The sequence below is a fragment of the Streptomyces sp. NBC_01723 genome (assembly GCF_036246005.1).
Classification (GTDB): domain Bacteria; phylum Actinomycetota; class Actinomycetes; order Streptomycetales; family Streptomycetaceae; genus Streptomyces.
Map to the genome: position 1 here is coordinate 6909114 of NZ_CP109171.1, position 13232 is coordinate 6922345.

General features: G+C 66.4%; 10 protein-coding genes and 2 pseudogenes. 2 read left to right on the forward strand and 10 right to left on the reverse strand.

All coding sequences use genetic code 11. The features are described from left to right. Positions 1-78: 78 nt before the first annotated feature. A complete protein-coding gene (locus tag OIE75_RS32470; protein WP_329473080.1) occupies positions 79-342 on the reverse strand; it encodes an HNH endonuclease in 264 nt (87 codons plus the stop codon). A 168-nt stretch (positions 343-510) separates the two neighbouring features. Between OIE75_RS32470 and OIE75_RS32475 the strand changes: the two genes are divergently transcribed. Then, positions 511-1278: an IS5-like element IS1373 family transposase gene (locus tag OIE75_RS32475; protein WP_329474011.1), complete on the forward strand. Its 768-nt coding sequence runs from the start codon at positions 511-513 to the stop codon at positions 1276-1278. Between the two features lie 96 nt (positions 1279-1374). On the opposite strand, the gene OIE75_RS32480 is transcribed toward OIE75_RS32475, so the two are convergent. Next, positions 1375-2724: an RICIN domain-containing protein gene (locus OIE75_RS32480; protein WP_329473081.1), complete on the reverse strand. Its 1350-nt coding sequence runs from the start codon at positions 2722-2724 to the stop codon at positions 1375-1377. 638 nt (positions 2725-3362) lie between these two features. On the opposite strand from OIE75_RS32480, the gene OIE75_RS32485 reads away from it, so the two are divergent. Next, positions 3363-4165 (forward strand): IS5 family transposase gene (locus OIE75_RS32485; RefSeq protein ID WP_329474097.1). Its coding sequence is split into 2 segments (ribosomal slippage): positions 3363-3711 and positions 3711-4165, totalling 804 coding nucleotides; the frame shifts between segments, so codons are not numbered across the junction. Between the two features lie 173 nt (positions 4166-4338). Here OIE75_RS32485 and OIE75_RS32490 read toward each other — a convergent pair. From OIE75_RS32490 to OIE75_RS32525, 8 genes and pseudogenes are all read right to left on the reverse strand, one after another. Beyond that, positions 4339-5714 (reverse strand): annotated as a pseudogene (locus tag OIE75_RS32490) (IS1380 family transposase). A gap of 150 nt (positions 5715-5864) precedes the next feature. Next, complete coding sequence (locus tag OIE75_RS32495; RefSeq protein ID WP_329474011.1) at positions 5865-6632, reverse strand: IS5-like element IS1373 family transposase; 768 nt, start codon at positions 6630-6632, stop codon at positions 5865-5867. Positions 6633-6905: 273 nt separating this feature from the next. Beyond that, a pseudogene (locus OIE75_RS32500) lies at positions 6906-7662 on the reverse strand (transposase family protein). A 151-nt stretch (positions 7663-7813) separates the two neighbouring features. Then, positions 7814-8563, reverse strand: a complete 750-nt coding sequence (locus OIE75_RS32505; RefSeq protein ID WP_329473082.1) for a transposase family protein — start codon at positions 8561-8563, stop codon at positions 7814-7816. 113 nt (positions 8564-8676) lie between these two features. Continuing rightward, on the reverse strand, positions 8677-11604 hold the full coding sequence (locus OIE75_RS32510) for an AfsR/SARP family transcriptional regulator (RefSeq protein ID WP_329473083.1): 2928 nt from the start codon (positions 11602-11604) through the stop codon (positions 8677-8679). Next, positions 11526-12035 (reverse strand): DUF6545 domain-containing protein, encoded by a 510-nt coding sequence (locus OIE75_RS32515; protein ID WP_329474098.1) that lies wholly within the window; start codon positions 12033-12035, stop codon positions 11526-11528. Before OIE75_RS32515 ends, OIE75_RS32510 begins: the two co-directional genes overlap by 79 nt. Positions 12036-12050: 15 nt before the next feature. Beyond that, positions 12051-12203 carry a hypothetical protein gene (locus tag OIE75_RS32520; protein ID WP_329473084.1) on the reverse strand — a complete coding sequence of 51 codons (153 nt, stop codon included), beginning with the start codon at positions 12201-12203 and terminating at the stop codon, positions 12051-12053. Positions 12204-12410: 207 nt separating this feature from the next. After that, the gene (locus OIE75_RS32525) at positions 12411-13229 is read right to left on the reverse strand and encodes an IS5 family transposase (RefSeq protein WP_329473039.1); all 819 of its coding nucleotides are present in this window, start codon (positions 13227-13229) and stop codon (positions 12411-12413) included. Between the last annotated feature and the right edge of the window lie 3 nt (positions 13230-13232).

A 13232-nucleotide genomic window follows, 5' to 3' on the forward strand; every position in this document is an offset into this window, starting at 1 on the left:
CCGGCCCCCTCAGAACCGGACGTGCGCCTTTCAACGCATCCGGCTCAAGCAAGCCACGAGGGCTTCGCAGTGCAGCGGTTATGTGGATCGGCTGCCATCACCCGCGTGGTGCTGGCGATGGCAGTCGGAGTGCACGAGGCGAAGGTTGTTCCGCTCGTCAGTGCCGCCGTCGCGCCGGTAAACGAAGTGATGCTTGTGAAGCATCTTCTTCGACGCCGCGAACCAGTCGATCCACTCACGTGGGCTGTCCGGTTCGTATTCGGCTCCAGCGATCAGCGCTTGCCCGCAGAGTGGACACAGCCCTTTCTGGCGAAATGCCAGGTAGAGGCTGTTCTTGTCCATGGGAGGCGCCGATTTCCGGCGACGGCTTCGCCAGTATCTGACCAGAGTGGGGTCGTCCATGGAGGACCCGCCCTTAACCAGCTCGTGGCGGACGATGGCCGTCCAGGAGAACCGGGGCAGGTAGAGGTTGTCCCGTAACCGGTGGTGCTGCTGGTGCGTTGGTCGGGCATGGGTGGGGTGATCTCAGCAGATGATCCGAAGTGGATCGAGCCGTTTGCGGGTCTGACCGAGGTGCAGTTTGCGAGGCTGGTGGCACTGGTACGGCGCCGAGGTGGCGACGTTCAGCGTGGCCGACCATGGCGGCTGTCGCTCGAAGACCGGGTGTTGCTGGTGGCGACGTACTGGCGCACGAACCTCACGTTGCGGCAGGTGGCGCCGTTGTTCGGAGTCTCGAAGTCCGCTGCCGACCGCATCTTGGACCATCTCGCACCGCTGCTGGCCATCTCGCCCGCGCGGCGGCCGCGCAAGGACACCGTCTACATCGTCGACGGCACTCTGGTGCCCACCCGCGACCGCAGTGTCGCCGCGTCCAGCAAGAACTACCGGTACTCGACCAATCTGCAGGTCGTCATCGACGCCAACAGCCGCCTGGTCGTGGCCATCGGTCTCCCGCTGCCCGGCAGCCGCAACGACTGCCGGGCCTTCACCGAGTCCGGCATCGATCGGGCCTGCCGCGGCGCCCCGACCCTTGCCGACGGCGGCTACCAAGGCACCGGCCTCCTGATCCCGCACCGCAAACGACGAGGCCAGAGCCACCTCAGCCCCTCGCAGGAGGCAGAGAACGCCGTCCATCGCCGGGCACGAGCGCGCGTGGAACACGCCCTGTCGCGGTTGAAGAACTGGAAGATCCTGCGGGACTGCCGACTCAAGGGCGACGGAGTTCACCAGGCCATGCTCGGCATCGCCCGACTGCACAACCTGGCCCTCACTGGATAACTCACACTCCATACGGGACAACCTCTAGGGCCCGCAGAGCCATTGGACAAAGCCAGGGTGGATGTGCATCCGCGCGCACATCCACCCCCGGCCGCCTCAGCTCTTCACGAAACGCCACTGGTGGTCGTCGCCGTCATTGCACCCGAAGACCGTTAGTTTGGCGTTCTCGGCCTGCCTGCTCGTTCGCGACACGTCGAGACACAGGTCACCGCTCTTCTGGTTGCGGATCCAGTACGTGCCGTTGGAGCGCTTGTGGAACCACCAGAGCTGGTTGTCCTTCACGGTGGCCTTGCAGTGATGCTCGACGACCGGCGTCGTGCCCTTGGCGGGGCCCTCACCCGGCAGGTCCAGACAGAGACCGTCCTTGACGTTGCGGATCAGGTAAAGATCAGACCCGCCTGTGCTGCGGTCCCTGAGAACCGGTTTCAGCGTCCACAACTGGTTGTCTCTGCGTGATGTGGTGCAGCTCTTCTCGTCATAGACCGCGTTTCCCGGTCGGCCCTTGCCCTTGCCGGGAAGATCGACACAGTAGCCGTATTTCTCGCCCTTGAGTACCACCGCACCGCTGGGCACTCCAGGCGCGTCTCTTGCCTCCCGGCTCCCTTTCGGCTTCGGCGGAACGGAGGTCGGCTTCACCTTCGGCTTCGGCGGCTTCGGCGGAACGGAGGTCGGCTTCACCTTCAGCTTCGGCTTCACCTTCGGCTTCCGCCCGGATGGCGAGACAGAAGGCAACGGCGAGACAGAAGGCGACGGCGAGACAGAAGGCGACGGCCTGGCCGGGGCGGAGTAACTCGGTGGCCGGAAAGTCATCGGTGGTTCGCTGACCCCGTTGCCCGAGCCGACCGCCTGATTCTGTTCTTCGGCGCTCCCCGATCCACTGCCGATCGCCACCAACGAACCAATGACGAGTACTACCACGCTAACCGCTGCCCCCCCAACAACCAGGGGACGCTGGAGCAGTCCAGGCTGTTCGTACTCATCGTCCGACTGAGACCGCGCTTTCCCGCGGGCGGATGCCCCGCCCGGCACCTGCCGACGACCAGGTGGCACGGTTCGCGGCTTCGCGCTCTGTGTCCCTACGGACGACTTCGCACGACCCGTGCCAGGGGGCACGGTATCGGCACGAGGCACGCCGGACCCGAACGACTCGACTGGAACGGGGTGTTCAGCCTGTCCAGCAGATCCGTTGGATCGGACGGCCTGCCCTGCTCCGCTCGATTCCGCCTGCGCCCGCTGCTCCAGCAGCTTGCTGGATCCGTCCGGAGCGACCTCCACGATCGCCACGTAGTCACTGGACGGGTCTTGGATGGCCCCCGTCACGGGGGCGTTCCGGACGCGTGCGTATCCGTGCAGCATGTCGAGAATCGCGACATCAATTGGTTCGCCCGGCATCACAGGCACCGATTCGCCGTCAATGGCGGCGGATTCGCCGCCGAAGATCACCACGTTGAAATGCGGGGCCGGCTCCCCCCCCTGCGCGGAGCCTCCTGGCCGGCCGGCATCCGACGGGACCGCAGGCGCGAGAGGGTCACCCCTCGAGACCGCCCCGTCTACTTCGTCACCCCTGCTCATATCCATTCCTTCCTTACGGTATCGGCGCACAGTCTCGCCTGGCCTGAGTCAACCCTCAGGAGCCGACCAGCAGTCATAGGCCGCGCGCTACAACAGCTCTGCCTACACCGCAACGGCCACCGGCGAGAAACAGTTCACCTCCTGGGTACTGCGAGGGACCGGGCCCAGGCCCTGGTCCGCGCCTGCAGCGGCATGCCAGGCGGTGAGGGCGGGACCCCCAAGTGGGCGTGCCGCCCTCAGGGTGTTCGGAGGTCCTGCCGATGCACCTAACGAGCTCGTGCACGGTAAGCGGTGAGACGTCGAGGGCGGCGGTAGGGCTCGGTGTTCACGTCTGCCGTCCGCACATCCCAATTCACCCCTCCGACCTGCGGAAACGCTAAGTCATGCCACCTCAGTCAGCACCAAGTCAACACGGTGCTGGGTCAGCGCCACATCCATCACCTTGACAGCCCGGCCCGTGGAGTCGGGAGTAAGACCGTGTCCTACATGGTCAGTTGGTCGTTGGGCTGCGTATGGGGCGGGGTACGTGGAGTTGGATTGTTCCGGACGGCTTGTGGGAGATCGCCAGGCCGTTGATCCCGGAGGTCCGGGTTCGGCCGCAGGGCGGCGGGAAGCAGAACACGCCTGATGAGACGCTGTTCGCAGCGATCATCTATGTGCTGGTCAGTGGATGTGCCTGGCGGGCTCTGCCGCCGTGTTTCGGGATATCGAAGTCGACCGCACACCGCAGGTTCATGATCTGGTCGAGGGCCGGCGTGTGGGGGCGCTTGCATGAAGCCGTCGTTCACCGGCTCGATGACGCGGGCCTTGTCGATGTCTCCCGTGTGGTCCTCGACTCGGCTCATGTGCGCGCTAAAAAAGGGGCGAACACACAGGTCCGAGCAAGCCGGGTTCCAAGATGCACATCCTGTCGGACGCGAACGGACTGCCCCTGGTCGTCGGCGTCTCGGCCGCCAACGTCCACGACAGCCAAAGCCTGAAGCCCATGGTGGCGGGTCACCAAACGAAACACGACCCCTATCGCGGCCGCCACTTCAAACCCCAACGCCTCCATGCCGACAAGGCCTACGACATCCCTGAACTGCGGAAATGGCTCCGCGGCAAGCGGATCGGAGTGCGTATCGCCCGCAAGGGCATCGAGTCCAGCGAACGATTGGGTCGGCGCCGATGGGTGATCGAACGGACCATCTCCTGGCTGTCCGGCTACCGCAGACTCAGCCCTCGCTACGAACGGAAACCCCGCAACTACCTGGCCTTTCTCGGCCTCGCCGCAGCACTGTGCTGCTACAAACGACTCCTCAAACTGACCATGTAGGACACGGTCTAGCCTCGATCTTGCGTGACGGTCCGCCGACGGAGTCGGTGGACCGTTTTCGTGCTGTGGGCTGAGGCTGGGCAGGTTGAGGGCCCGAGTGTCGTCTCGGATGGACGCCGGGTTCCACTGCTCCGGCCGGAGGGTTCTCTCGTAGGGGCGGATGAATCCGCTGCTCATCCCGGGTTCGGCAGGAGTGCGAGCCGTTCGAGGGCGGCAGTGATGTGACTGGTCCAGGGCCAGTGCTGGGCCAGGCGGAGGATTTGCCGACGGCCGGTGGTCACGAGCTGTCCGGCCGTGGTGAACAGGCGGAGCCGCAGGCGGCGAGGTTCCCAGAGACGGGCCTTGCCGGTCAGGGCGAGCATCGGCATCCAGGCCAGCAGGTCGAGAGCGATCTGCACGATCTCCAGCCAGATCCGGTTCTGGGCCGTGCGGTGCAGAGGAAGATTCCGCAGGCCGGTGGCCCGGGCGGCCCGGATGCGGTCCTCGGCCCGGGCCCGCAGCCGGTGACGGAGCTCGAGCTCGGCGATCGGCCGGCCCGAGGTGTTGGTGGCGAAACAGGTCAGCCGCATGCCGTCCGCGTCCGTGAGCCTCAACTGGGCCCCGGGGTGCGGTCGTTCCTTCCTGACGATCAGCCGCATGTCCTTGGGCCAGCCGTCCAGAACGTCGCCGGTGAGTTCAGCGACCCAGGCGCCGTCGCGGATCTCGCCGCCGGTCTCGATGGCCGCCGTCCAGGCCGAGGCCGGAACCTTCAGCACGTGCTGGTGGATCGCGTCGGTGATCACCATGCCGACCGAGTAGGACAGCCACCGTCCCCGCTGGGCGAGCCATGCGACGAAGTCGTGAGTGCCGCCCGCGGAGTCAGTGCGGATCAGGGTCCGGCGCCCACGCCGGTACTTCTTCGGCAGCTGGGCCAGCGCCAGTTGGGCGGCGGTGACGTGGTCGGACGCGGTGTTCGAGCCCGCGTTTCCTGGTCTGAGCAGGGCCGCGACCGGTTCCCCCGTGCCGCCCGGTCCGTGGTCGACGAAGCCCATCAGCGGGTGATGGCCGTAGGTCCGCTTCCAGGTGGGTGCGGCGTCCTCCTTGTCCGAGTGCGCGATCACCAGCACCCCGTCGAGGTCGACGGTCACCGCCCCGCCCGCATCAGGCGCTGCCCGTCCGGCCAACCGCCAGGCACGTTGACGGACTTCAGCCCGCGCGGAACGGATGGCCCGCAGGGCCTTCTCCCCGGAGGCTGCGAGGGTGTCGATGAGGCGGGAGACCGTCGGGTCGGAGGCGACCGGCCCGAACACGGCCGGCTCGGCCCGCAGCATGCCGATATCCGCCAGGCAGTCCCCGCCCATCGCGACTGCCAGCGCGAGGTCCAGGAGGATCTTCCGGGATCGTGGACGGCCCGCGGCTTCCGCCAGGGCGCCAGGGCTGCGGATATCGCCTGGTCAAGGCCCGTCTTGCGGACCGTCTCCAGCAGCAGGACCGCACCGGCCTGCGAGACCACCTGCCGACCGTCTCCCTGGACACGGACACGCGGGTACGACGAGATAGGCTCTCTCACCTGGAAAGTGCTCTTTTCCTTGCAGCCAACAGGACCCTCAGCAAGTCCTATCGTTGCAGGTCAAGGGCACTTTCCGTGTTTCTGATCATCTCTTGGACAGCCCACCTCGCGAAAGCGCGAGGCTAGAGGTTGTCCCGTATGGAGTGTGAGTTATCCAGTGAGGGCCAGGTTGTGCAGTCGGGCGATGCCGAGCATGGCCTGGTGAACTCCGTCGCCCTTGAGTCGGCAGTCCCGCAGGATCTTCCAGTTCTTCAACCGCGACAGGGCGTGTTCCACGCGCGCTCGTGCCCGGCGATGGACGGCGTTCTCTGCCTCCTGCGAGGGGCTGAGGTGGCTCTGGCCTCGTCGTTTGCGGTGCGGGATCAGGAGGCCGGTGCCTTGGTAGCCGCCGTCGGCAAGGGTCGGGGCGCCGCGGCAGGCCCGATCGATGCCGGACTCGGTGAAGGCCCGGCAGTCGTTGCGGCTGCCGGGCAGCGGGAGACCGATGGCCACGACCAGGCGGCTGTTGGCGTCGATGACGACCTGCAGATTGGTCGAGTACCGGTAGTTCTTGCTGGACGCGGCGACACTGCGGTCGCGGGTGGGCACCAGAGTGCCGTCGACGATGTAGACGGTGTCCTTGCGCGGCCGCCGCGCGGGCGAGATGGCCAGCAGCGGTGCGAGATGGTCCAAGATGCGGTCGGCAGCGGACTTCGAGACTCCGAACAACGGCGCCACCTGCCGCAACGTGAGGTTCGTGCGCCAGTACGTCGCCACCAGCAACACCCGGTCTTCGAGCGACAGCCGCCATGGCCGGCCACGCTGAACGTCGCCACCTCGGCGCCGTACCAGTGCCACCAGCCTCGCAAACTGCACCTCGGTCAGACCCGCAAACGGCTCGATCCACTTCGGATCATCTGCTGAGATCACCCCACCCATGCCCGACCAACGCACCAGCAGCACCACCGGTTACGGGACAACCTCTAGTGCGACTGCTGTGAGCGCGGCTTTCCTGACACCACTACGGTCCCCAGGAAGCGTGCCGGACGACTGGCCGCTTCGTTCCGCCCCGCCTCCCCAGCAACGTCCCGCCACGCCTTACCTACAGCCACCGCGAGGCAAAGCGAGATGAAACGTCTTCAGCACTGGTCGGGACTGCCCGGAGGGGTTCAGTGCACCCGGGGTTCAGACGTCCGCACACATTGAGCTCTTTCAGAGTTGGCTCTCCAGGGTGAGGAGGGCCTTGGCGATGACGGTCATGTGGTTGGGGCTGATGCGGGCTCTGCGGAAGATCTGCCAGGACTTCAGCTGTGCCATGCCGCGTTCGACGGGAGCTCGAGCCTGGGCCGGTGCGCGGTTGACAGTTCGCTGTGTGGGCGTGAGTTCGCCTCCGGGTGGTCGTTTGAGCCCGGTGGTGGCCCAAGGGCCGGCGCCCTGGTATGCGCGGTCAGCCAGGGCGGGGGCGCCCTGTCGCTCGCAGATCCGGATGATCCGGTGGGGGCGGGCCGAGGTCAGGTCATGGGTGCGGTCCGGCAGCGCGGGCGAGATCCACAGCACCTTGCCGGTGGGGTCGGTGACGGCCTGGTCGTTCACCCCGTGGCGGCGGTGCTTGGCCGGGTAGTCGCCACGGCCCACGGCCGTCGCCGGTCCGGTCGCACTCGGCGAGGGTCCCGTCCAGCAGCACGAGGTCCGGGTCGCTCTCGCGCAGGACCTTCAGCAGGCCCGGAGCCCGGCCGGCGAGCAGACCGACGACGGCCGTGGCGTATGCGTGAGCGGTACCGACGGATATACCGAAGCCGGCCGCGATGCGCGCGAGGGTGTCGTGACGGCGCAGATACACCAGGGCGACCAGCGCACGCTGGTGCGGCGGGAGCTTGCATCGCCGGTCCCCCTCAAGGGTGACGATGAGCATCGTGACCCACGCGACCAAGGCGTGAGACAGGTCGAGTGCGGCAGGATAGGGAACCAACGAGGCTCCTGTGCCGATGGATTGAGACTTCGAACACCTCCCTCAACGGCACGGGAGCCTCGTGCGTTGCGGTCCCTCCTCCCCAGCAGCACCATCACCCGTTCAGTGGCCACGCTGAAAAGGCTCAATATTCTTTGGGCAATGAGCTTCTTCAGCGTTGCTGCTCCAGTGTGAGGACCGCCTTCGCGATTGACGTCATGCGGCTGGGGCTGCAGCGGGATCTGCGGAAGATCCGCCAGGACTTCAGGTGTGCGACGCCTCGTTCGACGGGTGCTCGTGCCGCGGTCAGAGCACGGTTGCGGGTCCTGTTGGTGGGAGTGAGTTCCTCGAGGGGCCTACGTTTGATGCCGGTGGTCAGCCAGGGGCCGGCGCCCTGGTAGGCGAGATCAGCCACGATCGGGGCGCCCTGTCGCTCGCAGATTCGGATGATCCGGTGGGTGCGCGCTGCGGTCAGGTCGTGAGTGCGGCCCGGCAGAGCGGGCGAGAGCCATAGCAGCCGGCCACCGGGATCGGTGACGACCTGCGCGTTCACGCCGTGGCGCCGATGCTTGTGGGAGTAGTCGGCCCGGCCGTCGCCGACCCGGTCGCACTCAGCGAGGGTGCCGTCGAGCAGGACGAAGTCGGGCTCGTTCTCGCGCAGTGTCTTCAGCAGACCCGGTGCACGCGCGGCGAGCAGGTCGACAACCGGGCGGGTGTAGGCGTGGGCGGTGGAATCGCTGATTCCGAACCCGGTGGCGATCCTCGCCAGAGTGATGTGCTCACGCAGGTACACCAGTGCCACCATCGCGCGCTGGGACGGCCGGAACTTGCAGCGCCGGTCGCCCTCACGGGTGACGATCAGCATGGTGACCCACTCCACGAGTGCATGCGGCAGGTCGAGTGCGGCAGTGCGGACGACCAACGAGGCCCCCGAGCAACGAGATTGAGGCGTCAGACATCTCGATCAACAGCCCGGGGGCCTCGCTTGTTGCGCTTCACGGCCCATCACCTGATCGGTGACGACCTCGAAAAAGCTCAGTGTTGGACCGCGGTGGCTGTTTCGCCGAATGCGGCATCCGGCAGGGCGCCCCGAGGGGAGCCGTCCAGGTAGCGGAGTCTGTCCCTCATGCTGTCAGCGTCAGGATGGTCGAGATCCTTCCAGATCGCCAGGGCCTTGAGCCAGCTGTTGCGAGCCGCCCCAGGTTCGTTGGTGGCCAGTTGGGCGTCGCCAAGGTTGCTCAAGGTATGGCCTTCGCCCCATTGGTTGGCAACGTCTCGATGTGCTTTAAGGGCCTGCTCGTAGCGCTCGATGGCTTCGTCGTAGCGACGGAGCTGGTGCGCAACGGTACCGAGAATGTCGAGTACGGCACCTTCAACCCAGCGATTGCCGACGGTTCGCAGGATGGTCAACGACTTTTCCAGACAGTCGTTGGCCTCGTCAAGCCTGCCGAGCTGCTGGTAGGCGTCACCCAGATTGGCCAGGGCTATCGCTTCTCCGTAGGAGTAGCCACTGTGCCGGATCATCACTAGTCCCCGCCGGCTGTATTCGACGGCCTTGTCGAGCCTGCCGCTGTTCAGATACACGTTGCCGAGATTGCATACGGCCTGTGCCCTGCCCTCCCTATCTCCCAGCTCCCGGCAGAGAACCATCGCCTGCCAGTAGTGGTCGATGCTCTCGTCGAACCGGCGCCAGTGCGTCAGGGCACCGGCCACGTCCCCGAGGCTCTGGGCCTCTCCTTTGCGGTCGAAGGCAGCGCGGGCGGCCGCAAGAGCTGTTGTCGAGGTGTCGAGCCAGTCGTGCAGATGGCTGCGCAAATAGAAGAAAGCCCAGGAGACCGCGGCGAGTCGCCAGGCGATGCCTGCTCTACCGGAGGCGGCGGCCTGATGCACAGCGGCAACGAGGTTGGCCCGCTCGATCTCGCACCACTGCAGAGCCTGGTCATAAGTTGTGAACGATAGGGGGCAGCAACCGGGGGGCACTGGTTCCAGCAGAATCCGCTGGCGGTGCGGGGCGAGTAGAGGGTAGACCGCGTCCACGGTGTGCAAGTACCACGCGAGCAGCCGCTCGACTGCCCGATCCTGCTCCTGTGGCGGTTCCTCGGCGCGGACCTCCTCGCGCGCGTAGACACGCAGGAGGTCGTGCATGGTGTAGCGGCCGGGTACCCGTTCGACGAGCAGGTGCGCGTGAGTCAGTTCCGCGAGCAAGTTGCGAGCCTCCCGCAGGGGAAGCCTGGCGAGGGCGGCCACAGCAGGTGCGGAGATGTCCGGGCCGACGTGGAGGCCCAGGAGGCGGAACAAGCGGGAGGCCGCGGGCGACAACGCATCGTACGACCAAGAGAAGATGGCACGTACATCAGTGCGGAGGTCACCGCCCGTAAAGGCGTCGAGGCTTCCCTGGCTGTCGCGCAGTTCGTCGACGATGACACCGAGCGGAAAGTGGGGGTTGATCGCCGCGCGGGCGGCGACGACGGCCAGTGCCAGCGGCAGCCGACCACAGAGTGCGATGATCTCGTCCACCGCGACTGGTTCCGCCGATAGTCGCTTCGCCCCGAGCCGAAGCCTCAGGAAGTCATACGCGTCTGTCGGCGTCAATTGGCTCAGAGTCAGCGGGTACGCACCCTCACTGGCGATCAAACTGGTGAGTTGGTTGCGACTGGTGACGATGACGAGGCAGCCTGGTGAGCCGGGCAACAACGGACGCAGGTGTTCGACGTCGCGGGCATTGTCGAGAACAATCAGCATCCGTCGTTTGGCGAGCAAAGTGCGGTATAGGGCGATCTGAGCCTCAAGTTGGGAGGGAATCCGCTGCGGAGGGACGCCTAACGCGTCGAGGAAAATACGGATGGCCTCCTCCGGCATCATGATCGAACCAGTCGCGTCGAACCCACGTAGGTTGATGAACAGTTGGCCGTCGGGAAAGCGACCGGCGACCTCATGGGCCAAATGGACGGCCAGAGTAGTTTTTCCAATCCCGGCCATGCCACTCACGACACTGATGGCCATCCTCTCGGAGTGGTTGCCGTCCATAGGCAACAGAGCACGCACCTGGTCGAGTTCGGCTTCTCGGCCGGTGAAGGTGGACAGGCCGGCTGGGAGTTGGGCGGGGCGGGCAACCGGTTCGGAGGTGGAAGCGGGGCGTGCGTCTGCTGGCGTAGCTGTTCGTCGCGAGGGCGAGGAGTGCTCGAGCGACACATCGGCCGTCAGAATGTTGTGGTGGAGTGCCCTCAACGACGCGCCTGGTTCGACCCCCAACTCAGCCACCAGGGTATTTCGTGTCGCGCGGTAGCAGGCCAGTGCCTCTGCCTGGCGCCCTGACTGGTACAGGGCAGCCATGAGCAGCTCACACAGTCGCTCACGCAGCGGGTACTGATTTGTCAGGGCGCGCAACTCGGGAACCACGGCGCCATGTCGCCCGAGTTGGATATCGACGTCGAAGCGTGCCTCAAGGGCGCTCAGCCGCGCTTCGTCCAGCCGGGAACGCTCGGCCTCGGCGAGGGGACCCGCCAGCCCTGCCAGGGGGGTCTCGTACCATCCGCTGAGCGCGGCGTGCAGCAGCCGAGAAGCTGCGGACAACTCACCCACGGTGCGCAACTCCGCCGCTTGGGTAACTCGCTGCTCGAACACGCACAAATCCAGGGCGTTTTCAGGAACGCGCGCCATGTATCCATCGGTGGCCGAGACAATCACAGCCCGGGACTCGTCGCGTGCCCGTTCAGGCTCCAAGATCTTGCGCAGCCGCGATATGTACGTACGCAGTACGGGTACGGCCGCCGTTGGCGAATTCCCGCCCCAAACAGCGTAGACGAGCTCGTCGGTGGTGACCAGACGTCCGCGTCGCAACAGCAGCGCTGCCAGCACCACACGCTGCTGTGGCGAGCCGAGGATCAGTTCCGCTTCGCCTCGCCACGCTCGGACTGGCCCCAGCACAGCGAAGCGTAGAGAGGCTTGGGTGGCTGTTTCCACGCCCCAACTATACAAAAGATGTCCGGCCGCCCTGAGTCGAGCTCATTGGCGACGCCGGACTGCGCCCTGGCCGGTCCGTAGTCCTCGACCATGGCCTCTGGCGCCGTTCCGATCGCGACGAGTGGAAGACAATTGTCCGGGCCATGAGAGGACGCCCGCTGCTCGTTCAGATTCGACGAACTCGGTGAGCCGGCCAGGCTCTGGGCGGACGCCTGCGGCCCGGGCGGCGATTCCGGCGAGGAGCTGGCCTCGCGGACGGAGGCTTCGAGGTACCGGCGCATCACGACGCGGGCGTCCCGGATCTCGACGGCTCGGCGGTAGAGCGTGATCGAGATGCGCCGGAAGCGGCGTCTCTGGGCCGGGTCGACCCTGCCGATCGATAGCGCTATCTCCGGGGCCTCGCTAAAGAAGGCCAGCCGCAGGGGGCTCAGGCCGTAGTAGCTGCGCTACTGCTTGATCCGGTACCGGACGCTCTCGGCCTGGTCGCTGATCGTGGGCACAAGCCAGCCGATCAGTGTGAGCATGGCGCCGACATCACCGCAGGTCCAGGCGAAGCCCTCCCATTCCGCGAGGGAGGTGTCGAAGGCGCCGACGATCACGTTGCCTATGCGGACGGCGCTGTATCCGAGGGTGACGGTCGCGCCAAGGACGACGATGCGCAGGCGGACGCGGACGGACCCGCGAGTGCTGCGGCGGGCCAGGCGCCAACGGGCGCGGGCGAGGAAGACTTCGCCGATGGTGTGGCCGTGACGTACAGGATGAGGTACACGGCGTACCCGTCGTCGTGCGCGTAGTAGGACCGTGTCCTATGTGGTGAGGCGGAGGAGTCGTTTGTAGCAGCAGATGGCTGCGGCGAGGCCGAGGAATGCCAGGTAGTTGCGGGGATGGTGCTCGTAGCGGTGGTTGAGTCGGCGGTAGCCGGTCAGCCAGGACATGGTCCGCTCGATCACCCACCTGCGGCGCCCGAGTCGCTCGCTGGACTCGATGCCCTTGCGGGCGATGCGGACGCCGATGCGTTTCCCGCGGAGCCATTTCCGCAGTTCAGGTATGTCGTAGGCCTTGTCGGCGTGCAGGCGCTGGGGCTTGAAGTGACGTCCGCGGTGGGGGTCGTGTCTCGTTTGGTGGCCGAGCACCATGGGCTTCAGGGCCCGGCTGTCATGGGTGTTGGCCGCGGTGATGCCGACGACGAGGGGCAGTCCGCTCGCATCCGACAGGACGTGCATCGTGGAACCCGCCTTACCCCGGTCCACGGGGCTCGGACCGGTGAGTTCGCCCCCCTTTTTCGCCCTGACGTGGGCGGAGTCGAGGACGGCCCGGGACAGGTCGAGCAGGCCGGCGTCGTCGAGGCGGTGCAGGATCTCCTCGTGCAGCCGGCCCCACACCCCGGCCCGCGACCAGATCAGGAACCGGCGATGCGCCGTGGACTTCGATATCCCGAAGCAGGGCGGCAGGGCCCGCCAGGCACACCCACTGACCAGGACGTAGATGATCGCGGCGAACAGCGTCTCATCAGGTGTGTCCTGCGTCCCACCACCCTGTGGCCGCACCTTCAATGGCGGGATCAGCGGCTTCGCGATCTCCCACAGCCCGTCCGGCACAATCCAACTCCACGCACCCCGCCCCATGAC